Annotated in this window: 25 protein-coding genes and 2 tRNA genes; 13 read left to right on the top strand and 14 right to left on the bottom strand. The window is 69.4% G+C overall.

The annotated features are described in order from the left end of the window. Positions 1-53 precede the first annotated feature (53 nt). From thrS to HNQ67_RS11520, 4 genes are read right to left on the bottom strand one after another with little or no spacing between them, the layout of a single operon-like run. Positions 54-1,979 carry a threonine--tRNA ligase gene (gene thrS, locus HNQ67_RS11535; protein WP_183255516.1) on the bottom strand — a complete coding sequence of 642 codons (1,926 nt, stop codon included), beginning with the start codon at positions 1,977-1,979 and terminating at the stop codon, positions 54-56. A 3-nt stretch (positions 1,980-1,982) separates the two neighbouring features. Further along, the gene (gene yidD, locus HNQ67_RS11530) at positions 1,983-2,225 is read right to left on the bottom strand and encodes a membrane protein insertion efficiency factor YidD (RefSeq protein WP_183255513.1); all 243 of its coding nucleotides are present in this window, start codon (positions 2,223-2,225) and stop codon (positions 1,983-1,985) included. A 45-nt stretch (positions 2,226-2,270) separates the two neighbouring features. Further along, entirely contained in the window at positions 2,271-2,741 is a 471-nt protein-coding gene (locus tag HNQ67_RS11525; RefSeq protein WP_183255510.1) for an iron-sulfur cluster assembly scaffold protein, read from the bottom strand. Positions 2,742-2,785: 44 nt separating this feature from the next. After that, positions 2,786-3,598 carry a tetratricopeptide repeat protein gene (locus tag HNQ67_RS11520; RefSeq protein ID WP_183255508.1) on the bottom strand — a complete coding sequence of 271 codons (813 nt, stop codon included), beginning with the start codon at positions 3,596-3,598 and terminating at the stop codon, positions 2,786-2,788. A gap of 84 nt (positions 3,599-3,682) precedes the next feature. Here HNQ67_RS11520 and HNQ67_RS11515 point away from each other — a divergent pair, with 84 nt between their 5' ends. Beyond that, positions 3,683-5,071: a leucyl aminopeptidase family protein gene (locus HNQ67_RS11515; RefSeq protein ID WP_183255507.1), complete on the top strand. Its 1,389-nt coding sequence runs from the start codon at positions 3,683-3,685 to the stop codon at positions 5,069-5,071. Between the two features lie 86 nt (positions 5,072-5,157). Then, complete coding sequence (locus HNQ67_RS11510) at positions 5,158-5,952, top strand: C40 family peptidase (protein ID WP_183255505.1); 795 nt, start codon at positions 5,158-5,160, stop codon at positions 5,950-5,952. Here HNQ67_RS11510 and queG read toward each other — a convergent pair. The 3 genes from queG to HNQ67_RS11495 all read right to left on the bottom strand — a co-directional run bounded on the left by queG (position 5,949) and on the right by HNQ67_RS11495 (position 8,785). Beyond that, positions 5,949-7,070, bottom strand: a complete 1,122-nt coding sequence (gene queG, locus HNQ67_RS11505; RefSeq protein WP_183255501.1) for a tRNA epoxyqueuosine(34) reductase QueG — start codon at positions 7,068-7,070, stop codon at positions 5,949-5,951. The two genes, HNQ67_RS11510 and queG, sit on opposite strands and share 4 nt — an antisense overlap. A 24-nt stretch (positions 7,071-7,094) precedes the next feature. After that, entirely contained in the window at positions 7,095-7,781 is a 687-nt protein-coding gene (gene fzlA / locus HNQ67_RS11500; RefSeq protein ID WP_183255499.1) for an FtsZ-binding protein FzlA, read from the bottom strand. 62 nt (positions 7,782-7,843) lie between these two features. Further along, a complete protein-coding gene (locus tag HNQ67_RS11495) occupies positions 7,844-8,785 on the bottom strand; it encodes a cation diffusion facilitator family transporter (RefSeq protein WP_183255497.1) in 942 nt (313 codons plus the stop codon). A 122-nt stretch (positions 8,786-8,907) separates the two neighbouring features. On the opposite strand from HNQ67_RS11495, the gene HNQ67_RS11490 reads away from it, so the two are divergent. After that, a complete protein-coding gene (locus HNQ67_RS11490; RefSeq protein WP_183255495.1) occupies positions 8,908-10,089 on the top strand; it encodes a citrate/2-methylcitrate synthase in 1,182 nt (393 codons plus the stop codon). Between the two features lie 27 nt (positions 10,090-10,116). Then, the gene (locus HNQ67_RS11485; RefSeq protein ID WP_183255491.1) at positions 10,117-10,923 is read left to right on the top strand and encodes an undecaprenyl-diphosphate phosphatase; all 807 of its coding nucleotides are present in this window, start codon (positions 10,117-10,119) and stop codon (positions 10,921-10,923) included. Positions 10,924-10,927: 4 nt separating this feature from the next. On the opposite strand, the gene HNQ67_RS11480 is transcribed toward HNQ67_RS11485, so the two are convergent. Then, positions 10,928-11,920 (bottom strand): complex I NDUFA9 subunit family protein, encoded by a 993-nt coding sequence (locus tag HNQ67_RS11480; protein ID WP_183255488.1) that lies wholly within the window; start codon positions 11,918-11,920, stop codon positions 10,928-10,930. Between the two features lie 172 nt (positions 11,921-12,092). On the opposite strand from HNQ67_RS11480, the gene HNQ67_RS11475 reads away from it, so the two are divergent. From HNQ67_RS11475 to lptB, 5 genes are all read left to right on the top strand, one after another. Continuing rightward, positions 12,093-12,179, top strand: a tRNA-Leu gene (locus tag HNQ67_RS11475). A 114-nt stretch (positions 12,180-12,293) separates the two neighbouring features. Continuing rightward, complete coding sequence (locus tag HNQ67_RS11470; RefSeq protein ID WP_183255485.1) at positions 12,294-12,908, top strand: ribonuclease D; 615 nt, start codon at positions 12,294-12,296, stop codon at positions 12,906-12,908. Further along, on the top strand, positions 12,908-13,564 hold the full coding sequence (lptC, locus tag HNQ67_RS11465) for an LPS export ABC transporter periplasmic protein LptC (protein WP_183255482.1): 657 nt from the start codon (positions 12,908-12,910) through the stop codon (positions 13,562-13,564). The genes HNQ67_RS11470 and lptC overlap by 1 nt, the downstream gene beginning before the upstream one ends. Positions 13,565-13,566: 2 nt before the next feature. Next, complete coding sequence (locus HNQ67_RS11460; protein WP_246347558.1) at positions 13,567-14,043, top strand: LptA/OstA family protein; 477 nt, start codon at positions 13,567-13,569, stop codon at positions 14,041-14,043. Positions 14,044-14,063: 20 nt separating this feature from the next. Further along, positions 14,064-14,858: an LPS export ABC transporter ATP-binding protein gene (lptB, locus tag HNQ67_RS11455; RefSeq protein WP_183255474.1), complete on the top strand. Its 795-nt coding sequence runs from the start codon at positions 14,064-14,066 to the stop codon at positions 14,856-14,858. 4 nt (positions 14,859-14,862) lie between these two features. Here lptB and HNQ67_RS11450 read toward each other — a convergent pair whose 3' ends face one another. Next, positions 14,863-15,279: a DUF4279 domain-containing protein gene (locus HNQ67_RS11450; RefSeq protein WP_183255472.1), complete on the bottom strand. Its 417-nt coding sequence runs from the start codon at positions 15,277-15,279 to the stop codon at positions 14,863-14,865. Between the two features lie 56 nt (positions 15,280-15,335). Next, entirely contained in the window at positions 15,336-16,631 is a 1,296-nt protein-coding gene (locus HNQ67_RS11445; RefSeq protein ID WP_183255470.1) for a M20/M25/M40 family metallo-hydrolase, read from the bottom strand. A gap of 140 nt (positions 16,632-16,771) precedes the next feature. On the opposite strand from HNQ67_RS11445, the gene HNQ67_RS11440 reads away from it, so the two are divergent. The 4 genes from HNQ67_RS11440 to HNQ67_RS11425 all read left to right on the top strand — a co-directional run bounded on the left by HNQ67_RS11440 (position 16,772) and on the right by HNQ67_RS11425 (position 20,439). Beyond that, positions 16,772-17,188 carry a hypothetical protein gene (locus tag HNQ67_RS11440; protein WP_183255468.1) on the top strand — a complete coding sequence of 139 codons (417 nt, stop codon included), beginning with the start codon at positions 16,772-16,774 and terminating at the stop codon, positions 17,186-17,188. A gap of 157 nt (positions 17,189-17,345) precedes the next feature. Next, on the top strand, positions 17,346-18,866 hold the full coding sequence (gene rpoN / locus HNQ67_RS11435; protein ID WP_183255465.1) for an RNA polymerase factor sigma-54: 1,521 nt from the start codon (positions 17,346-17,348) through the stop codon (positions 18,864-18,866). A 364-nt stretch (positions 18,867-19,230) separates the two neighbouring features. After that, the gene (gene hpf / locus HNQ67_RS11430; RefSeq protein ID WP_183255462.1) at positions 19,231-19,896 is read left to right on the top strand and encodes a ribosome hibernation-promoting factor, HPF/YfiA family; all 666 of its coding nucleotides are present in this window, start codon (positions 19,231-19,233) and stop codon (positions 19,894-19,896) included. 75 nt (positions 19,897-19,971) lie between these two features. After that, positions 19,972-20,439, top strand: a complete 468-nt coding sequence (locus HNQ67_RS11425) for a PTS sugar transporter subunit IIA (protein ID WP_183255460.1) — start codon at positions 19,972-19,974, stop codon at positions 20,437-20,439. 197 nt (positions 20,440-20,636) lie between these two features. Here HNQ67_RS11425 and HNQ67_RS11420 read toward each other — a convergent pair whose 3' ends face one another. The 4 genes from HNQ67_RS11420 to HNQ67_RS11405 all read right to left on the bottom strand — a co-directional run bounded on the left by HNQ67_RS11420 (position 20,637) and on the right by HNQ67_RS11405 (position 22,240). Next, positions 20,637-20,894 (bottom strand): DUF1150 family protein, encoded by a 258-nt coding sequence (locus tag HNQ67_RS11420; RefSeq protein ID WP_183255458.1) that lies wholly within the window; start codon positions 20,892-20,894, stop codon positions 20,637-20,639. An 86-nt stretch (positions 20,895-20,980) separates the two neighbouring features. Beyond that, the gene (locus tag HNQ67_RS11415; RefSeq protein WP_183255456.1) at positions 20,981-21,400 is read right to left on the bottom strand and encodes an Hsp20 family protein; all 420 of its coding nucleotides are present in this window, start codon (positions 21,398-21,400) and stop codon (positions 20,981-20,983) included. Between the two features lie 154 nt (positions 21,401-21,554). After that, a tRNA-Ala gene (locus tag HNQ67_RS11410) sits at positions 21,555-21,630 on the bottom strand. 127 nt (positions 21,631-21,757) lie between these two features. Beyond that, the gene (locus HNQ67_RS11405; RefSeq protein WP_183255452.1) at positions 21,758-22,240 is read right to left on the bottom strand and encodes a TIGR02300 family protein; all 483 of its coding nucleotides are present in this window, start codon (positions 22,238-22,240) and stop codon (positions 21,758-21,760) included. Between the last annotated feature and the right edge of the window lie 65 nt (positions 22,241-22,305).

The following is a 22,305-nucleotide window of genomic DNA, read 5'->3' as shown; positions in this document are numbered from 1 at the left end:
AAAAGCCCGCCCCTGCATCGCAAGGGCGGGCTTTCTGTTTCGTCCCGCGCCGATCAGCCCCGACGCAGATCCGGCGGCGTCGCCTCTTCGGTGAGAAGACGGATGGCCTCCTCGACGGTGACCACCTCCTGCGCTTGCGACCCGAGGCGGCGGATGGCGACCTTGCCTTCTTCCGCCTCCTTCTTGCCGACCACGGCGATGACCGGGACCTTGGCGACCGAGTGCTCGCGCACCTTGTAGCCGACCTTTTCGTTGCGCAGGTCGATCTCGGTGCGCAGGCCGGCGGCCTTGAACTTCGCCACCACTTCGCGGGCGTAGTCGTCGGCTTCCGAGACGATGGTCGCCACCACCGCCTGCGTGGGTGCCAGCCATAGCGGGAAGGCCCCGGCGTAGTTCTCGATCATGATGCCGATGAAGCGCTCGAAACTGCCGAGGATGGCCCGGTGCAGCATCACCGGCCGGTGCTTCTGGCCGTCCTGGCCGATGTATTCGGCGCCCAGACGTTCGGGCAGGACATAGTCCAGCTGGATGGTGCCGCAGGTCCACTCGCGGCCGATCGCGTCCTTGACCACGAAGTCGAGCTTGGGCGCATAGAAGGCCCCGTCGCCCTCGGTGACGACCGGCTCGGTCCCGGCGGCGCGGGCAGCCTCGGCCATCAGCGCCTCGGCCTTGTCCCAGAACTCGTCCGACCCGGCGCGGATTTCCGGCCGCGTGCCGAGGCTGATATAGGCCGTCTCCATGCCCAGGTCGGCGTGGACCGACCGCGCCAGTTCGATGAAACGGGCCGTCTCATCGACGATCTGGTCCTCGCGGCAGAAGATGTGGGCGTCGTCCTGGGTGAAGCCGCGCACGCGCATCAGGCCGTGCAGGGCGCCCGACGGTTCATAGCGGTGGCAGGCCCCGAACTCGGCCATACGCAGCGGCAGCTCGCGATACGAGCGCTGGCCCTGATCGAAGATCTGCACGTGGCCGGGGCAGTTCATCGGCTTGAGGGACAGGGTCTCGCCTTCGACCGTCTCGCAGACGAACATGTTGGGCCGGTATTTTTCCCAGTGGCCCGAGGCCTCCCAGAATTTCCGGTCGAGCACCTGCGGCGTCTTCACCTCGACATAGCCGGCGGCGTCGAGACGGCGGCGCATATAGGCCTCGATGACCTGCCACAGCATCCAGCCTTTGGGGTGCCAGAAGACCATGCCCCGGCCCTCTTCCTGCATGTGGAAGAGCTCCATGGCCCGGCCGATCTTGCGGTGATCGCGCTTCTCGGCCTCCTCGACCCGCTGCAGATAGGCGTCGAGGTCCTCCTTCGAGGCCCACGCCGTGGCGTAGATGCGCTGCAGCTGCGGATTGCGGTGGTCGCCACGCCAGTAGGCGCCCGCCAGCTTGGTCAGCTTGAAGGCCTTGCCCACGAACTTCGTCGACGGGAAATGCGGCCCGCGGCACAGGTCGACCCAGTCGCCCGTCGCATAGGTCGTGATCGTCTCATCGGCCGGCAGGTCGCGGATCAGTTCGGCCTTGAAGGTCTCGCCCTTCGACTCGAACAGTTTGATGGCCTCGTCGCGGTCCCAGACCTGACGGACCAGCTTCTCGTCGCGGTCGACGATCTCGGCCATCTTCTTCTCGATGGCGGCGAAGTCGTCGGTCGAGAAGGGCTCGTCGCGGGCGAAATCGTAATAAAACCCGTCGTCGATGGCCGGGCCGATGGTCACCTGGGTGCCGGGGAACAGTTCCTGCACCGCCTGCGCCAGCACATGCGCCGCGTCGTGGCGGATGGTTTCAAGCGCCGCGGGATCGTCGCGCATGATCAGGCGGAAGGCGCCGCCGCTCTCCAGCGGGCGGTCCAGATCCCATTGCTGGCCGTTGATCTCGACCAGGGCAGCGCGCTTGGCCAGCGACGGCGAGATGGAGGCGGCGACGTCGCGGCCCGTGGCGCCGTCGGGATATTCGCGGCTGGCGCCGTCGGGGAATTTCAATTCGATCATCGTTCAGTCTTTGCAGGGCGGAACAGGGTCATAGCCCGATTTGCCGAAGGGGTGGCATTTGCAGAGGCGGCGGACGGTGAGCCATCCCCCCTTGATCGGGCCGTGCTGGATCAGCGCGTCCCGGCCATAGTCGGAGCAGGTCGGCAGGAACCGGCACTGCTGCCCGATCAGGGGAGACAGCGTCAGCTTGTAGCCGCGATGGGCCAGCCGGACGCCGCGTTCGTAGAGATTACCGCCGGGTGCCATGTCGCCGCGCTTATCCCCCGAGGCAGGCTCCGGGGCAACGGGGCTTCAGGCCGCGCCGGCGAGGCTAGTTCGGTCGCCGGGCGATTTGCGGGCGAGCGCCTGCTTCATAGCGTCCAGCGTCGCCTCGATGGCGACCATGGTCGAGGCGTGCCGGGCCGGGTAGTCGGCGACTAGTTTCAGGGCGCGCAGCCCTTCGAACCGGCCCTCGGGGCCTTCGCCTCCGGATTTGAGCATGGCGGTCACGCCGTCGCGGGCGGCCTCGATCTCATGCACCGACGCGCCGATGACGGCCTCGCCGAGCACGCCCGCCGCCGCCTGCCCGAGGGCGCAGGCCTTCACATCCTGGGCGAAGGCGGCCACCCCGCCTTCGGCATCCAGCCTGACGTCGACGATGGCTTTCGAGCCGCACAGCTTGGCCACCCGTTCGCCCGTGCCATGCGGTGCGGCCAGCCGCCCGCTATGCGGCAGGTTGGCCGCCAGCTTGAGGATGCGCGCGCTGTAGAGCTCGTCGATCATGGCGGGAAGATAGGCGGGGCGGGCCCGAACGTGAAGAGCGGCTCTCAGCCGCCCTGCAGCGAGCCCCAGGTCCGCGCCTGATCCGCCGCGGCGGATCCGGCCCGCGCCCTGAGCCATGCCAAATTCCGATCGGCGGCGTCCGGCGGCAGGTCGCGGCGCATCATCTGCTCCGCTTCGGCCATCTTGCCGTTCAGCCCCAGCGCCATGGCCAGGTTCAGCCGCACCTTCAGCGAGGCGCCCGGCTGGGCCGCGGCGCGCCGCAGCAGCGGCTCGGCGGCGGCGGTGTCGCCGCGGGTCATCGCCGAGATCGCCATATTGGTCAGCACGTCCGGATTGTCCGGCGACACGGCCAGGGCCTGCGCCCAGGCCATCTGCGCATCCTGCGACCGGCGCACCTGCTCATAGGCCGTGCCCAGCAGGGACCAGGCCCGCCAGTCCCGTGGATTGGCGTCTCGCGCCTTTTCCAGCGCCGCAACGCCGTAAAAGGCGTGGCCCCGGGCGATGTGACCCCGGCCGACCTCCAGCATGGCCTCGACATTGGCCGGCTGGACCAGCAGCACCCGCTCGGCCATATCGGCGGCTTCCTGATAGCGGCCCAGTTCGCGCATCGCCTGCGCCGCCTTCACGCCGGCGACGGGATCCAGCGGATTGATCTCGGCCTGTTCGGTCCAGAATACCGACCGGCTCAGCGGATCGGCCCGGTCATAGGCGGCGCGCGCCTCGGCGCTGGCCGGGGCGCGGGGCGTCGCGGCCTGCGCCGGGGCGGCGGCCTGCTGCGCGACGGCGGGCGCGGCCAGACCGAACAGCGGCGCGGCGAACAGGGCGATGGTTGCGATACGGGCGGTCGTGCGCGACATGGAGGGCGCTCCGGAAGGTTCGGGCTCCAGACTCGGCCCTTCGCGTCAATCCTTGGTTAAGATCGGCCGGAAAGGTCCCCCTCGATGTCCGCCCTCCACCCCGACCTTCTGACACCCGACGCCGGGGGCGCTCTGCCGGTCCGCATCGTCCGCAAGGATGAGCCCGTCGAGGGCGTCTGGGGGGCCTGGGCGCGGTCAAACGACTTCACCGGCAAGGCCGGCCAGCTGCTGCTCCTCCCCTGTTCCGACGACGGGCTCTCCGGCGCCCTGTTCGGCGTCGGCGAGGCCTTCGATCCCATGAGCGTCCGCGCCCTCTCGGCGAAACTGCCGGAAGGCCTGTGGCGGCTGGAGGGGATCGAGGACGAAGACGCCGCCGCCGCGGCCCTGGCCTTCGCCCTCGGGGCCTACCGTTTCGACCGCTACAAGACGCGTCCGGCTAGCCCGGCCCGTCTCGCCGTGGGCTCCGACGTGGACGCCGCCGCCGTCCTGCGCATCGCCGCCGCCTGCGCCCTGGTCCGCGAGATGGTCGACACCCCCGCCGCCGACATGGGCCCGCTGCAGATCGAATCCATCGCCCGCGAGATCGCCGAGGCGTCCGGAGCCGCCGTCACCGTCACCACCGGCGACGCCCTGATGGAGGAGAACTACCCCGCCGTCCACGCCGTCGGCCGGGCCGCCGCCCCGCACAGGGCGCCCCGCGTCATCGAGATCGGCTGGAACCTCGACCGGACCGACCGGCCGCTCGTCGCTCTCGTCGGCAAGGGCGTGGTCTTCGACACCGGCGGCCTGAACATCAAGGGCGGTGCGGGCATGCGCAACATGAAAAAGGACATGGGCGGCTCGGCCCACGCCCTCGCGCTGGGGCGGCTGGTCATGCAGGCCGACCTGCCGGTGCGGCTTGTGGTCCTGGTCGCCGCGGTCGAGAACGCGATTGCCGCCGACGCCTTCCGCCCCGGCGACATTCTGTCCAGCCGCAAGGGCCTGACCATCGAGATCGGCAACACCGACGCGGAGGGGCGGCTGATCCTCGCCGACATCCTGACCCGGGCCGGCGAGCACGCGCCCGACCTGACCCTCGACTTCGCCACCCTGACCGGCGCCGCCCGCATCGCCCTCGGCCCCGAACTGCCGCCGCTCTATTCCGAAGACGAGGCCCTCGTCGCCGACCTGCTTGAGGCCTCCCGCGCCGTCGGCGACCCCCTGTGGCCGATGCCGCTGTGGCCCGGCTACCGCGCCGCCCTCGACAGCGAGGTCGCCGACCTGCGCAACGACTCCGCCGCCTGGGCCCAGGCCGGTTCGGTCACCGCCGCCCTGTTCCTGCAGAAGTTCGCCCCGACGACGGGCGCCTGGGCGCATATGGACATCTTCGCCTGGAACCCGCGGGCCCAGCCCGGCCGGCCCGAGGGCGGCGAGGCGCAGGGCCTCCGCGCCTGTTTCGAAATGCTGTCCCGACGCTTTCCGGCCTCCGCCTGACAACCGGCGCCACAAGAAAGCCTCCGTTCGTTAACGGCCCTTTCGGCATATGCAGCCATCCTGGCGGTTCAACCGGACGAGCCTGATTGACTCCAGACGCCGCCACCGTTGACCCTCGCACCACGCTCGCGCGGCCTGACCTGGCCGAGCAGGCGCTGGAAGGGCTCGTGCGCGCCGACACCTACCGCGCGGTCCAGCCGATGCAGGCCGCCGTTCCCTTCGCCGACATCCACGCCGACGCCGACCCGGCCTCCGAGCGCATCGACCAGCTGATCTTCGGCGAAGCCTTCGACGTCCTCGACCGGCAGGGCGATCGCCTGTGGGGCCGGGCCCGCCGCGACGGCCTCGTCGGCTGGATCGCGGCTTCGGCCCTTCAGCCCGGCAGCCGCCTGCCGACCCATCGCGTCGCCGCCGTCGCCGCCGGCCTGCCGCTCAACGCCCTCGTCGTCGAGGCGGCGGACGTTTCGCCCGACGACCTCGCCCCCATCGGCGCCTTCGAGAGCGACCCGGTCGCGGTGGCTGAACGCCTGATCGGCGTCCCCCACAGCCTCGGGGCTCGTTCCTCGGCCGCCACCGACTGTTCAGGCCTGATCCAGCAGGCGCTCTACGCCTGCGGCCTCGCCGGCCCGCGCCATGCAGACCAGCAGGCCGAACTCGGCCGCGCCATCGACCGCGCCGACGCCCGCCGCGGCGACCTCGTCGTCTGGCTGGCCCGGCCCGGAGACTACAGCTGGACCGGCCATTCGGCCTTCATGCTGGACGCCGACCAGGTCATCCACGCCACCGGCCATCACGGCGCCGTCGTCATTGAGGCCTTCGCCGAGGCCGACGCCCGCTGCCGCGCCGAAGGCTTCCGCGCCCCGGTGTTCCGCCGCCTCTAGAGAGCAGCGCCCGTCCACTCCGCCTGCACCGAGGCGTCCGCCTCCGCCGCCAGCCGCTCAGCCCGCAGCGCCGCGAACGCCGTCCCGTCCATCAGCCGCGACAGGGCCCACACCGCCGCGCCCCGCACCACCGGCGCCGGCTCGTCCAGCAGCGCCCGCGCTGCCCCGATCAGGCCCGAATCTCCGCTGTTGCCGATGGCGTAGAGGACGTTGCGCACGAACCGGTCGCGCCCGATCCGCTTGACCGGGCTCTTCGCGAACAGCGCCCGGAAGGCCGCATCGTCCAGCCCCGCCAGATCGGCCAGCCGCGGCGACACCAGCGCCTCGCGCGCCTGCACCCGGCTCTCCTGCGAGGCCACAGCGAACTTGTTCCACGGACAGACCGCCAGACAGTCGTCGCAGCCGTAGATCCGCGACCCCGTCGCCCCCCGGAACTCCACCGGCCACGGCCCGGCGAATTCAATGGTCAGATAGGACAGGCAGCGCCGGGCATCCAGCTGGAACGGCGCCGGGAACGCCTGCGTCGGACAGACGTCGAGACAGGTGGTGCAGGCTCCGCAATGCTCCCCCTCCGCCGGGTCCGGCTCGAACTCGGCCGCGCTCAGTATCACCCCCAGGAACAGCCAGTTGCCCCGCGTCCGCGACAGCAGATTGGTGTGCTTGCCCTGCCAGCCCACGCCCGCCCGCTGCGCCAGCGGCTTTTCCATCAGCGGCGCGGTGTCGACGAACACCTTGACGTCCTCGCCCGTCCTCGCGGCGACCTGCCCCGCCAGCGTCTTCAGCCGGCCCTTGATCACGTCGTGATAGTCGTCGCCTCGCGCGTAGACCGAGATATAGCCGGCCGAACGGTCCGCCATCTCCGGCAGCGGATCATGGCCCGGCCCGTAGTTGAGCCCAAGCACGATCGCCGTCTTCGCCTCGGCCCACATGGTGGTCGGATGCGCCCGCCGCTCCAGCGTCGTCTCCATCCAGCTCATGTCGCCGTGCCGCCCGGCCCCGACGAAATGCGCCAGCCGCTCCCCCGCGCTCCACGGCTCCGAGGCCGAGGCGAAGCGGCAGACGTCGAAGCCGAGGGCTGACGCACTGTCTCTTATGAATTTGCGGGGATCGGCCGCCATCCGCGTCGTCTGACGCCTCGGCGCTCAGAAGTCGAGATCGTGATACCAGGCTGAGGGTTGCACCCCCGGGAAGCGATCACCCAGCAGGGGCCGGAAACACGGCCGCGACTTCAGCTTCATGTACCAGGTCTTCAGGCCCGGATACGCCGCCCACCCCACCTCGCCGAAATAGTCCAGCACCGACAGATGCGCAGCGGCGACCATGTCCGCCCGGCTGATCCGCCGCCCGGCCAGCGCGTCCCGCGTCGCGAGCAGCCCTTCCAGCATCGTCAGATGCGCCTTCAGCGCCTCTCGGCCGGCCCGCAGCGCCCGCGCCTCGGGCGGGCCCAGCCGCAGCAACGGCTTCTCCATCCGCTCGTGCAGCAGCACCGCGTTGACCTCGTCGTTGAAGCGACGGTCGAACCAGGCCGTCAGCCGCCGCGTTTCGGCCCGCTCCGCCGGATCGACCGGCATCAGGAACGGCTCCTTCGACCGGTCTTCCAGCCAGCCGAGGATGGCGGCGGGCTCGCAAAGGGTCAGGGCCCGTCCGGCCTCGGTGACCTGCAGCACCGGCGGCATGCCCGAGGGGTTCAGCGCGGCGACGGGGCAGCCGTCCTCCCACGGCCGCACCACCGTTTCGGCGAACTCGACCCGCGCCTCGCCCAGGGCCAGCCGCGCCGTGCGGGATCCGGGATCGAAGGCGAAATGGTACAGGACGCAGGCCGACATCATCGATCCATGCGCCAGAGGGCGTTAAGTCCGCGTTAGCTATGGAGATCGGGGCGCCGTCGCCGTCAGGCGCTTTCGCACGACTCTTCGCCCGACTCTTCGCCCGGCTCCGCATGGACCTCGGCCCGGCCCCGCGGGTCGGCGTGAATCAGGATGTCGGCGCGCGGGAACGCCTCGAGAATCCGCTGTTCGGCCCCCACGACGATGTCGTGGGCCTGTTCGAGAGTCAGGCTCGGCTCCAGATCGACGTGCATCTGGACCGACATCACCGACCCGGCCATCCGGCTGCGCAGCTGGTGGACGCCGGAGATCCGGGGGTCGGCCAGCACGGCGGTGGTGATGGCGATGCGGTCGGTATCCGGCACGGCGCGGTCCAGAAGATGATCCGCCGCCTCCTTCAGCAGCGTCAGCGCCCCCCAGAACAGCCAGACGGCGACGATCAGCCCAGCCGCCGCGTCGAGGCCGGGCGCCGCCAGGAAAGCCCCGGAGGCAACCCCGATCAGCACCACCACCCCGGCCGCCAGATCGGCGGCGTAGTGCGCCCGGTCGGCCTTCACCGCCATCGAACCGCTGCGCTTGATGGCCCGGTCCTGCATCCAAACCAGCCAGCCGGTCAGGGCGATCGAGATCAGCACCACCATCACCGCCCAGTAGCCCGCGCTCACCGGGCGCGGATCGAAGATGCGCAGCACCGCCTCCCAGCCGATGAACAGGGCCGAGGCGAAGATCAGTCCCGACTGCACCAGGGCGGCCATCGCCTCGCCCTTGCCGTGTCCGTGACGGTGCTGGGCGTCCGGCGGCGCGGCCGCCCAGCGCACGGCGAAGAAGGTTGTCAGCGAGGCGATCAGGTCCAGCGCCGAATCCGTCAGCGAAGCCATGATCGCCACCGAGCCGGAGGCGCCAAGGGCAAAGGCCTTCAGCGCGATCAGGACGACCGCCACTCCGACGGACAGCCGCGTCACGCTGCGGGTGGCCAGTTGGACGTCGTCGGAGGCGGGCGGGGTCATCGCCGCCTTGTCGCGGAAAGCGCGCGCGGCGCCAAGGCTTGCGGCGTTAGCGGCATCGTCACGAAATGGCCCCATGCTGGGCGCGCCATGGGGCGAAAGGGTCCCAGGTCTTCGGAGGCGAGATGCAGACGGCAGGGACGGCGACGCAAGCCGACCGCTGGATCGGACGCAGCGAGGCTCTGGCCCGGTTGGGGGTCAAGGCCCAGACCCTCTATGCCTATGTCAGCCGTGGCCGTATCGCCGCCCGACCCGACCCCGACGATCCGCGCCGCAGCCTCTACGCCGTCGCCGACGTCGTCCGGCTCAGCGGCGACGAGCCCGAAGCCGATATCGGCCAATGGCTGCCGCCTCCGCAGGAATCGGAGTCGCCGGACCCCGAAATCCGCTCTTCAGTCTCCTTCAGCGACGGCCGGCGTCTGTTCTATCGCGGCCTGGACGCGGCTCAGCTGGCGGAGAGCGCGACTCTTGAGGACGTGGCGCGGCTGGTCTGGGATGCGCGGCCGGGTAATCCGTTCGCCGAGGTCCGCCCGCGCGTCGGCGCCATGCCGGGTCATTCCGCCCGCGGCCGCCTGTTCGCGGCCCTCGCCCGCCGCGCCGAGGAGGACGCCGAGCTCAAACCCCGATCGCCGGAATCGTTGCGGGTCGAATGCGCCCGCGTCCTCGACGAAGCGGTCGACGCCGTGGCCGGCCCCGGCCCGCGTCTGTTCCTGCATCAACGGCTGGCGCGGACATGGAAGGTGCGGGAGCCGGACGCCCATCTGGTTCGCCGCGCCCTGGTTTTGGCCGTCGATCAAGGACTCGACGCACCCGCCCTCGCTGTTCGCGCCGCTTCTGCGGGCGGAGCCTCGCCCTCCGGCGCGGCTCTCGCGGGCCTCGCGACCCTGGCCGGAACCGGGACCATTATCGATCTGATGAAGGAATCGGCCTGGGTCGTCGCCGTCCGGCGCCAGGCCGTCGACGCCGCCCGCCGCGCCCACGAGGCCGGCGGCCTGTCTGGTTTCGGCGACGCCGCCTGGCCCGCCGGCGACCCCCGCGCGGCCGCGCTGTTGGCCGCCACCGACCTGCCGCAGGATATCGCCCGGGCCATGCGCGAGGGCGAGCAGATGACCGGTCGGCCGCCGACCTTCGGCCTCGCGCTGGTCGCCCTCGCCCGCCGGCTGGAGTTGCCGCGCGACGCCGCCGCCGACCTTCTGATGATCGGGCGCCTCGCCGGTCTTCTGGCCCATGCGCTCGATCAGACGACGAACGGCTCGCCTATCCGGGCGCGGCTGCGCTATGTGGGGCCCGAACCGGGCGCGAACTGATCCGCCTGACCTGTTTCGGGGATGCGAATGGCGGATTGGCTGGCGGCGATCATTCTTGGTCTGGTCGAGGGACTGACCGAGTTCATCCCGGTGTCGTCGACCGGCCATCTGCTGCTCCTCGGTCACTTCCTCGGCTTCGAGAGCACCGGCAAGACGTTCGAGATCGTCATTCAGCTCGGCGCCCTGCTGGCCATCGTCAGCGTCTATTTCAAACGGCTGTGGACGCTCGCCACCCGCTGGCACACCGATCGGGAGGCGCGTCGCTTCCTCATCGGCCTCGCCGTCGCCTTCGCACCCGCCGTGGTGATCGGCTTCCTGGCCTACGACTTCATCAAGACCATCCTGTTTGAGACCCCGCTGGTCATTTGCATCGCCTTGATCGTGGGCGGCGTGCTGCTGCTGTGGCTGGATCGGATGAAGAAGGTCCCGATCTTGCTCGAGGCCGACCGCTATCCGCTGCGGGTCTATTTCCTGATCGGTCTGTTCCAGTGTCTGGCCATGGTGCCCGGCGTCTCCCGGTCCGGCGCCACCATCGCCGGCGGCCTGCTGCTTGGAACGGACAAGCGTTCAGCCGCCGAATTCAGCTTCTTCCTCGCCCTGCCGACGATGGGCAGCGCGGTGGCTTATGACCTGTTCAAGAACTGGGACAGACTCGATTTCAGCGACGCCGGGCTGATCGTGCTCGGATTCATGGTCGCCTTCCTGACTGCCTTGGCGGTTGTTCGCCTGCTGCTCGATTTCGTCAGCCGGCACGGTTTCGGGCCGTTCGCCTGGTGGCGGATCGCAGTCGGCCTCGCTGGCTTGGCCGGTCTGGCGGCGACGGGCGGTCTCTGAAGCCTCAGGCCTGGACGGTGGCGGCGGTGTCGGCCGGCCGCTCCGAGAACTGCCCGCCGCGCCGGTAGCGCCACAGGTAAGAGGGCGCGATGGCCTCGATGCCCGTCGGCTCGACGCCCAGCTCGGCCAGGCCCTCGGCGCCGTCTGCAACGACGTTGTCGGTCTCGAGCAGCACGACCTGATCGCGCGTCAACACGGGCGGGATGCCGACGAAGGCGGTCAGCTGGGCCATGGAGCCGATCATCCGGGCGGCGAAGAAGGGCAGGGGGATCAGGCCGTTGCTTCGCCGCGTCTCGCGCAGCACCAGCTTCAGCACCGCCTCGAAGGTCATCACCGCCGGCCCGCCCAGTTCGAAGGTGCGGCCCGCCGCCTCGCGCAACTCCACGGCGCGGGCGATGGCCTCGGCGACATCGCCCACATAGACCGGCTGGAACCGGGTGCGGCCGAATCCGATCAGCGGCAGGGCGGGGGCCATGGTCGCCATGGCGGCGAAGCGGTTGAGGAAGTCATCGCCCGCGCCGAAAACGACGGACGGGCGGATGATCACCGCGTCGGGCTTGGCCTCGCGAACGGCCATCTCCGCGGCGGCCTTCGACCGGGCGTAGTCCGAAGCGCTGTCGGGGCTCGCCCCGATGGCCGACATCTGCACCAGCCGGGCCACCCCGGCGGCGGCGCAGGCTTCGGCGATGGTGCGCGAGACCCCGACATGCAGGGCGTCGAAAGTGCGACGGCCCTGCTCGTACAGTATGCCGATGAGATTGACGGCCGCGTCGGCGCCCTGAAGGGCGGCCGCCACATCCTCGGGCCGGTTGGCATCGCAACGCACCGCCTGGATCTGGCCGACGGCGCCCGAGGTCTGCAGCTTGAAGGCGCGATCGGGCCGGCGCACGGCCACCCGGATGCGCCAGCCGCGCCGGGCGAGGTCCTGCACCACCTGGCTGCCGACGAAACCGGAACCGCCGAAAACGGTGATCAGGCCGGGGGCGACTTCGCTCATGACAGGCTCCAAAGGCGGGCGGCCGGAGCGAGCCCGGCCTCGGCGCGGGGATTAGACGATGGCCCCGACGGCTGCAACGCAAACAGGATAAAAGCCTGTTGACCCGCCCATGGGGCTGCCTTAAGGGTCCGCGCCTTCCGGACGGAACGCGTGCGAACGCGAAATCGTCTGGGCCCAGATGGCGGAATTGGTAGACGCGCTGGCTTCAGGTGCCAGTGATCGAAAGGTCGTGGAGGTTCGAGTCCTCTTCTGGGCACCATTATTCGAAACGGCGTCGCATCCCTGATGCGGCGCCGTTTCTGTTTGGGCCCTATCGCCTCTCGCGCGGCGAGCGGCTACTTGAGGGCCTGATGATTTCGCCGGGATCGACCGCATGACCATCCATTTCCACGAGGGCGACCTGCCCGACGGCCTCGACCTCGGCCCCGAGGTCGCGATCGATTCCGAGACCATGGGCCTGCGCTTCCGGCGAGATCCGTTGTGCGTGGTCCAGTTGTCGGCCGGCGACGGCGACGCCCACGTCGTGCGCATGGACCGCCCCGGCTATGATTGCCCGAACCTGAAGCGGCTTCTGGGCGATCCGGCGGTGCTCAAGCTGTTCCACTTCGGCCGCTTCGACATCGGCATGTTCCAGCTCCACCTCGGGGTCGAGACCCGCCCGGTTTACTGCACCAAGATCGCCTCGAAACTGGCCCGCACCTACACCGACCGCCACGGCCTCAAGGACGTGGTCCGCGAGCTGGCCGGCATCGACCTGTCCAAGGCCCAGCAGAGTTCGGACTGGGGCGCGGCCGAGCTAAGCCCCGCCCAGCTGGAGTACGCCGCCTCCGACGTCCTCCACCTCCACGCCGTCAAGGCTCGGCTGGACGAGATGCTGGAACGCGAGGGTCGCGCCGAACTGGCCCGCAAATGCTTCGACTTCCTGCCGACCCGGTCCGCCCTGGACCTCGCCGGCTGGGACGAGATGGACATCTTCGCGCACGCCTGATGACCGACCCCGCCGACACGCGCGAACAGGCGGACGAGGCCCGCATCGCCGCCACGGCGAAGGCCTTCCGCGCCCGTTCCCGCCGCGTGCAGCTGCTGCGCCGGGTCCTGCCGGTGTTGATCGTGGTGCTGGCGGGCGGGACGATCAGCTGGATCGTGCTGCGCAGCGTCATCTCCGACGTCGAGCGCAAGGCCGGCGCCTCGCGCGAGGTCACCCTCGAGAAATCCCGCTTCCTTGGCCAGGACGCCCAAGGCCGCAGCTTCGTGGTCGGCTTCGAGCGGGCCGTTCGCGACGGCGAGACCGGCCGGTTCCGCCTCGTCGGCCCGGCCCTGCGGCTCAACCTCGGCGGCCGCAAGGTCACCACCCTGACCGCCGACGGCGGCGTCTACGACGAGGCCGCGAAGACCGTCACCATCGGCCCCAATGTTCGGATTTCCGACGGCGGCTCCGGTTTCACCCTCGTCACGCCCGAGGCGGTGGTCGACACGGACACCGGCATCGTCACCGGCTCGAAGGGCGTTCAGGGCTCCGGCCCTCTTGGAACCGTCAACGCTTCGTCCTATGCCATTTATGAACAGGGCGAACGGGTCGTGTTCAGCGGTTCGGGCGATAACAAGGTGCGCGGGACCATCAACCCCGCGAGGTCGGACAGATGAGCATGACCAGACTCCTGAGCGCGGCGGCGATCGCCCTGGCCCTCGCGGCCCTGCCCGGCGTGGGCGGAACGCAGAGCCTTCAGGGCGGCCAGCCGATCATGTGGGGCGCCGACGAAGGGTCGGTCACACCGACGGCCATCTCCCTGCGCGGCCGGGCCGAGCTGACCCAGGGCCGGAACCGCATCCGCGCCGACCGGATCGAAGGCTCGATCAGCAATGGCGACCTGACCCGCGTCGAGGCCACCGGCGGCGTCTATTTCGTCACGCCCGACCAGACCATCCGCGGCGACCGCGCGATCTACACCCCGGCCAACGACACCATCGTGCTGAGCGGCGACGTCATCCTGACCCAGGGTGAGAACGTCATGACCGGCGGCCGGTTGACCTACAATATCCGCACCGAGGCGGCCCGCATGGACGGCGCCGGTCAGAACGGCCGGGTGCAGGGCGTCTTCTATCCCGAACGCGGCGGGAACTGAGCCCCGGCTCGGACTGACCTTTGGCCCGCAAGGAACTCTCCGCCCTCAACGTTCATGACGCCGCCCCGGAACCGGCGGCGGCCGGGGCCCCGCGCCCGACCGGCCTGCGCGTCGAGCACATCGCCCGCGCCTTCGGCCAGCGTCAGGTGGTGCGCGACGTCTCCCTGAACGTCCAGCGCGGCCAGGTCGCCGGCCTGCTCGGCCCCAACGGCGCCGGCAAGACCACCTGTTTCTACATGATCACCGGCTTGATCCCGCCGGACAGCGGCCGGATCTTCCTCGACGGCGAGGACATCACCGGCCAGCCGATGTACCAGCGCGCCCGCATGGGCCTTGGCTATCTGGCCCAGGAGGCCTCGATCTTCCGCGGCATGACGGTCGAGCAGAACGTCCGCGCCGTGGTCGAACTGCACCACACCGGACGCCAGGTCATCGCCGATGAGACCTCGCGCCTGCTGGACGAGCTGCGTATCGACCACCTGCGCCACGCCCCCGCCTCGGGCCTGTCGGGCGGCGAGCGGCGCCGCTGCGAGATCGCCCGCGCGCTGGCCGGCCGACCCAGCTTCATGCTGCTCGACGAGCCCTTCGCCGGCATCGACCCCCTGGCCATCGCCGACATCCGCCAGGTCATCCGCTATCTGGCCGGTCAGGGCATCGGCGTGCTGATCACCGACCACAATGTCCGCGAGACGCTCGAAATCATCGACCACGCCTCGATCATCTCGGGCGGCGCCGTCCTGTTCGAGGGCAAGGCCGACGACGTCATCCGCGACCCTGAAGTGCGCCGCGTCTATCTCGGCGACATGTACGGCTGAGGCGTCAGTCCAGCATCTCGGCACCGTAGATGTCGAGGTCGAGGCAAAGTCCGCGAGATCCCATCGCCAGAACGGTCTCCGGTTTCAGGGTCGCGCCTTCGTTCCCTGCCTTCAGGAACAGGCCGCAAAACAGTCGTCCGCGAAACCGGCTCGCGAGATCGTTCCAGACAGCGAGATCGTCAGTCAGGGTTGAGAGCAGGCCAGCGATCTGACCGTCCAGGTCGCCGGGGGGCGACCGTTGCGCGACCACCCGCCATGACCCTGTTCGTGCAACCTTCTCCGCACCGAACTCCGTAACCCAGGTCTGACCCTTGCGCACACCCACCGTGGGCCGGGCACCCAGCGCTATGGTGATCTCATCGGGATCGAGATCATCACCGTAGAAGCCCAGACTTGCCGATGTTTCGTGGATACCGCCCATAGTTGATCAGTAGCGACGGGCAGGACCGCAGGCCACCCTTCCTTTGCCGGCCGTTTTCACTCCCCCAAACTCAACCGGCTGATCAGCACCGCCGCCCGTTGCGACTGACGCACCAGACTGTCCAGATCGACCCATTCCCCCTCCGCATGGGCCCCGCCGCCGGCGATGCCCAGCCCACCCAGCGTATCCACGTCCGCCGCCACGAAGCCGCTGTCGGCCGCGCCGCGCCGGGCCGGGTCGAACTCGGCCATCTCCGACAGGCCGAGGTCGCGGTTCACCGCATTCAGCCGCGCCAGCAGCGCCCGGTTGCCCTCGCTCGGCGCCATCGGCGGATAGCCGGTGTCCGCGAAGGTCAGCTCGGCCTCGGTGTGCGGCAGGTGGTCGTCGACGATGGCCAGCATCCGGCCGCGGACCCGTTCGTCCTGCTCTGGCGTCAGGGTGCGCAGGTCGCCCCGCGCCACCGCGGTCGAGGCGACGATATTGGTCTTGCCCGAGGCGGTGACGCTGAATCCCTCGGCGTCGATCGCCGCCGGCGTTCCCCCCGCGATCACCCCGACATTGTAGGTCAGGTTCGGCTCCGGCAGCTCGCGCCGGAAGGCGTCGAGGATCCGCGCCGTCTCATAGATGGCGCCATAGCCCAGCCCCTCGCTGAACACCCCGCTGGAATGCCCGGTCCGGCCGGTCGCGGTCAGGGTCCAGTTGGTCGAGCTGCGCCGCGCCACCGTGCCGAACTCGGCCCCGTCGTCCATGGCCAGGTTCTCGAACTCCAGCGCATAATCCGCCGCCCGCCCGGCCTCGATCAGGTCGCGCCGCGCGATCCCGATGGGCGACCCGACCCGCTCCTCGTCCCCGGTCAGGACCACGGTCACATTGGCGTCCGCCAGCGTTCCGGCCGCCTGCATGGCGCGCAGGGCGGCGACGATGACCACCACCCCGCCCTTGTCGTCGCCGATCCCCGGCCCGGTCGCCCGCGCGCCCTCGCCGCGCGCGAACGTCTGGAACGGGCTGTCGACCTCGAACACCGTGTCCAGATGTCCGATCAGCAGCACATTCCGGCCCGGCCCCGGATGCGTCGCCACCAGATGCCCCGCCCGTCCGGTCTCGCTCATGTCGACCCAGCGCACCGCGAACCCCAGCGGCTCCAGCTCGGCCCGCGTCATCTCGCCGACGGCCCGCACACCGGCCAGGTTCAGCGTCCCGCTGTTCTGGTTCACCATCCGCTCCAGCAGGGCCACGTGCCGGTCGTGCTCGGCCTCGACCGTCCGCATCATCGTCTGTTCGGCCGGCGAGGCCTGGGCCAGGGCGGCGCCGGGCAGGGCCAGGCAGAGCAGGGCGATCAGGATCAGGCGCATGGGGCGGTCTCTCGTGCGGAAGGCCGAGGCTTGCCGATCCATTCGACGGAGTAAAGGACCGCTCCGGGTCCAGTGAGCCAAAGGACTTCGACTGCACCCGACCCATTGCGTATGCTGTTGAGAGTGATGAAGGTCACCTGATGATCCACCCGAACGCCATTTTGCTGATCGTCGCCATAGGATTGGCTGGGTGCCAAGTTCTGCCGAGCCGCCCTCAGGAGGCGTTGCCAGATAGCTCCGCTGCCCCCATCGACCAGGCGAACAGCCCATCCGAAGCGTCTGGTCGAAACGCGTCGCTCGAGGATTTCATCGGAGTGGTGAGGATCTTCGAGTTCGCTTCATTTCATTCGGCTGGGGGCGAGGTCTTTTCAGCCCGGGTCGAGGGAGCTGAAGCGCAGCGCCGGCTCGCCGGGGAGATGCGAGTGCACGACAAGTCCGAACCTCTGTGTTTACGGGTTGCTTTCAGCGGACGCCGGCTGGCTGAAAGGGATTTTACCGGAAGGCCGATCGTCGCAATCGAGAATCTACGCCTTCTTGAGGCTGCTGATTGTCAATAACGGCGAAGGCGAAGCGGCGGCAGCAACGCGACGCAAGCGTAGCCAGCCAGATCCGGTCCCACCGCCCCCGCTTAGACCCCCGTTAACCCTTCCGGCCACACAGTGGCCGTAGCAAGTTCCGGGCCACTTCGCCCCGGATACGTCGACGGGGTCATCGGTGCTCGGACAAAGGCTGGAGATACGGCAAGGGCAGGGGCTGGTCATCACGCCCCAGCTGCAGCAGGCGATCAAGCTGCTGCAACTGTCGAACCTCGAGCTCGACGCCTTCGTCGAGGCCGAACTGGAAAAGAACCCCCTGCTCCAGCGCGAGGACGCCGAACCGGGCGGCGAGGCCGAGGCCCCCGCCGCGGCCGCCGAAACCACCGACGCCGCCGAGATGAGCTTCGACGACGGCCGCGTTTCCGACGCCGACCGCACCCTCGACGCCCGCTCCGACGACGTCTACGGCGACGCCAGCCCGGGCGAGCGCACCTCCGACCGGATGGAGGACGTCGGCGCCGGCGAGGCCCAGCCCGGCCTCAACGACTGGTCCCGGGCCGGGACCGGCGGCGGCCTGCCCGACGGCGAGGGCCGCGAACAGCCCGACACCCGCGACGCCACCCTGTGGGAGCATCTGCAGGCCCAGGCCTCCCAGGCCGGCTTCAGCCCCGCCGACCACGCCATCGCCCTCAGCCTGATCGACGCCGTCGACGAGGGCGGCTACCTGCGCGGCGAACTGGACGAGATCGCCGACCGGCTCGGCGTCGCCCTCGACCGCGTCGAGGCGGTGCTGGCGACCTGCCACGGCTTCGAGCCGACCGGCATCATGGCCCGCTCCGTGCCCGAATGCCTGAAGCTGCAGCTGATCGAGCGCAACCGCTTCGATCCGGCCATCCAGTGCCTGCTCGACAACCTCGACCTGTTGGCCAAGCGCGACCTGACCGCCCTGAAGAAGGCCTGCGGCGTCGACGGCGAGGACATGGCCGAGATGATCGCCGAGCTGAAGGCCCTGACGCCGCGCCCCGGCGCCGGCTTCGGCGGGGAACCGGCCCAGACCGTCATCCCCGACGTCCATGTCCGCCCCGATCCCGCCGGCGGCTGGAAGGTCGAGCTCAATGCCGACACCCTGCCGCGCCTGATCATGGACAAGCGCTATCACGGCGTGGTCGCCGCCGGCGCGCGCTCCGACGTGGAAAAGACCTTCGTCGCCGACTGCGCCGCCCAGGCCAGCTGGCTGGTCAAGTCGCTGGATCAGCGCGCCAAGACCATCCTCAAGGTGTCGTCCGAGATCGTCCGCCAGCAGGACGCCTTCCTCGCCTTCGGCGTCGAATTCCTGCGCCCCCTGAACCTCAAGACCGTCGCCGACGCCATCGGCATGCACGAATCCACGGTCAGCCGCGTCACCTCGAACAAATACGTCTCCACCCCGCGCGGCGTGTTCGAGCTGAAATTCTTCTTCACGGCGGCGATTCAGTCCTCCGATGGCGGCGCGACCCATTCGGCCGAGGCCGTGCGCCACCGTATCAAGTCGATGATCGACAGCGAGGCCCGCGACGGCGACGTGCTCAGCGACGACCGAATCGTCGAGATTCTCAACGAGACCGGAATCGACATCGCCCGCCGCACCGTGGCGAAATACCGGGAGGCCCTGCGCATCCCCTCCTCGGTCCAGCGCAAACGCCTGCTCCGCACCGGCTGATTGGAGTCGGAGCACATCGATATCCAGTCAGTCGCTGACGCCAGACACCAACACCGTCATTCCGGGGCCGCGCAGCGGAACCCGGAACCCAGGAGGCTGGCTCGACTCCCGTAGCGGCTTTCCGGCCGGCCTCGATCCCCTGGGTTCCGGGTTCCGCGACGGGCTCGCGCCCGTCACGACCCCGGAATGACGGAGAATCATCAGCCCCGCGCACGGATTCCCGAGTTGGATTGGGCCAAGTCCCCGAAGTCTCTCAATTATCACCCGGCCGTCGCCGAAGTCCCTGTCGGGCCGTCCCCGAATTCCTCACCACATTTCAGTGATCGGCGTTGACACCAAACGCCAACGGTCGCGTTCTACAGACATGCAAATCCAGGTCAGCGGTAAACACGTGGATGTCGGCGAAGCGTTAGGCTCCCGCATCTCCCAGGAACTTCAGGACGGGATCGGCAAATATTTCGAACGAGGGGCCCAGGACGCCGAGGTGATCGTCGCCAAGGAGGGTCACAACTTCAAGGTCGACTGCTGGGTGCGGCTGGCCTCGGGCCAGGTCGTGGTCACCTCGGGGCAGGGCGGCGACGCCCATTCGGCCTTCACCGAGAGCCTCGACAAGCTCGAGAAGCGGGTCCGGCGCTACAAGCGCCGCCTCAAGGACCACCACGCCGGTCCCAAGGGGCTCTCGCCCGAAAAGACCGAGAACGCGGCCCGCGAGGTCGCCCGCAGCATGGTTCTGCGCGATCCTGACAGCGTCGAGGACGCCGATTTCGGTGACGCCGGCGCCCAGGACGGCCCGCCGCCGGTCGGCATGGTCATCGCCGAGACCGAGGCCGAGATCCGCACCGTCACCGTCGGCCGCGCCGTGCTCGAGCTCGACATGACCGGTTATCCGGTCGTGGTGTTCCGTAACGCCGCCCATGGCGGCCTGTCCGTGGTTTACCGCCGCCCGGACGGCAATGTCGGCTGGATCGATCCCGAGCGGACTTCGAAAACGCTCAATGGACACGGTTCGGTAAACGGTGGTGCGTCATAGTGCTTCCCACAACGAGGCGGGTCGTCTACACGGCGCCCGCCCAGCGGGAATGTTTGGGTAGAGTCGGGATAGCTTATGGACATCGGGGAATTGCTGGCGGAGGGCGGTGTCGTCCTGCGCGGCGGCGCGTCGTCGAAACGTCAGGCGCTGTATACGGTGGCGGAAGCGGGCGCCCAGGCGCTCGGCCTGCCGGAGTCCCGGGTCATGGAGGCCCTTCTCGAGCGTGAGGCTCTCGGCTCGACCGGGCTCGGCTCCGGCGTGGCCGTACCCCACGCCCGCATCGAAGGCATTGACCGGGTGACGGCGGTGTTCGTGCGCCTCGACACGCCCGTGGCCTACGATTCCGTCGACGATCGTCCCGTGGACCTGCTCTTCGCCCTGTTCGCGCCCCCCAGCGACGGCGCGGAGCACCTGCGCGCGCTGGCGGCGGTCTCGCGCGCCCTGCGCTCGTCGGAAATGCGGGAACACCTGCGCCAGGCCCGGACCACCGACGCCATCCGCGCTCTCTTCGTCCGCGACCAGGTCCCGGCCACGGCGGCGTAGCCGAACTACCTTCAACGACGTCATTCCGGGGCCGCGCAGCGGAACCCGGAACCCAGGAGTCTGGCCCGGGTCGGGAAGCAGCTTTCGCAGCAGGGACGATCCCTTGGGTTCCGGGTTCCGCTACCGGCTCGCGACCGCCACGGCCCCGGAATGACGGGTGAAATCAGACCGCTACCAGACCTGAAAGTCGATTGAATCTAGTGAACCGAAACCGGCTCCAGTTCGTGCGCCACGGCGGCGGCGAAGGCGGTTTCGCGGTCCATCATCACGGCCAGCCGCTCGCCGTCGGCCCCGTGCACCGCATACAGAACCGCCTCGGGATCGATCGACAGACCCTTGGTATCCGGCAGCGGCGCATCGGCCAGCACATCGGCGGCGCGGATCTCGCGCACATACACCAGGTCCGGGGCGCCCAGGCCCTTGAAGTCTTCCTTGGTCATCGTCATCGGCGTCATCGCGACCGCCTCCTTACTCTCAACTAACCCCCGAAGGGCGGTGTGGTTCGGCCTCCATTTGGACAGCCGGTGACATGGCGGCTGGATCAGCCCGCCGTGATCGGTATGCGCCGGACCGTGGGCAGGTCCTCGGGCCGGCTCAGTTCGACGTGCAGCAGGCCGTGTTCCAGCCGGGCCTGATCGACCTCCAGCCCGTCCGCCAGCACGAAACTGCGCACGAAGCCCCGCCCGGCGATGCCGCGATGCAGGAAGGCCTGTTCGCCCTTGCCGGCGTCCTCGCGCTTGCCGGCGATGGTCAGCTGGCGCCCCTCGATAGTCACCGTCAGGTCGTCGGGGCCGAAGCCCGCCACCGCCAGGGTGATGCGCACCGAATGCTCGCCCAGCTGCTCGACGTTGTAGGGCGGATAGCTGTCTCCCGCCGCCCGCGCCGCCCGGTCGATCAGGGCTCGCGTATGGTCGAAGCCGAGCAGGAAGGGGCTGTCGAACAAAATGGTGCGCGTGGTCATGGTCTCGCCCCCGAAGCAGGCCTGCGACCGTCCACGCCCCCCGGGATCGGCGAGGCGTCGGCCGCTGTCTCCAAGATGGGAGGACGGGCTCGCCAGATCAACGGCCGGGGGCCACAAAGGACGAAGGCCCCGCGGTCTCCCGCAGGGCCTTCGATGGTGGAGCTTAGCGGAGTCGAACCGCTGACCTCTTGCATGCCATGCAAGCGCTCTACCAACTGAGCTAAAGCCCCGAACCCTTTCGGATCGGATCGCCGGGAGAAAACCGCCCCCGGCGAGGCGGCGGAACCTATGTCAGGGCCTGATCCTGATCAAGCCCGGTTCCGCCATTTATTTTCGGCCCCCGGAGAGGCCGGAAAATCAGTCCTCGTCCTTGCCCTTCTTGACGATCTCCTCGCCGAACGAGTCGTCGTCCTCGTCCTCGATGAAGGGCACCGAGTCATCGTCATCGTCGTCGGCCAGCACGTCGTCGTCATCGTCGCCGGCCTCGCCCATGCCGGGCTCCTCCGAGGCGTCGGCGGCCGAGTCATCATCGTCGTCGTCCGGGGTCAGGATCGGCTCATGGCCCTCCTGGTCGATCTCCGGCGTGGCGACCGTTTCGTCCTCGTCGTCATCGTCAGACGCGGGCTTCTTCTTGTCGACCTGATCGTCCGTATCCTCTTCGGTCGTCTCCTCGGCGGCGTAACCGGCCGGACGGCCGCGGCGGTTGCGCAGCTTCAGCGCCTCCTCCGGATCGAATTCGGTGTCGCATTTCGGGCAGTGCGCCGGGCGGCGCGTCAGGTCGTAGAATTTGGCCTGGCAGTTCGGGCAGACCTGCTTCTGGCCCAGTTCGGGATTGGCCACGGTTGAAGACCTTTGGCGGGAGTTTGAAATCGGGCGCGTCCCTTGCCACCATGGGGGGCCGCTGT

The sequence above is a fragment of the Brevundimonas basaltis genome, from assembly GCF_014202075.1.
GTDB classification, from domain to species: Bacteria; Pseudomonadota; Alphaproteobacteria; order Caulobacterales; family Caulobacteraceae; genus Brevundimonas; species Brevundimonas basaltis.
Note: the sequence above shows the minus strand (reverse complement) of the source record. Positions and strands in the feature narration are given on the sequence as shown.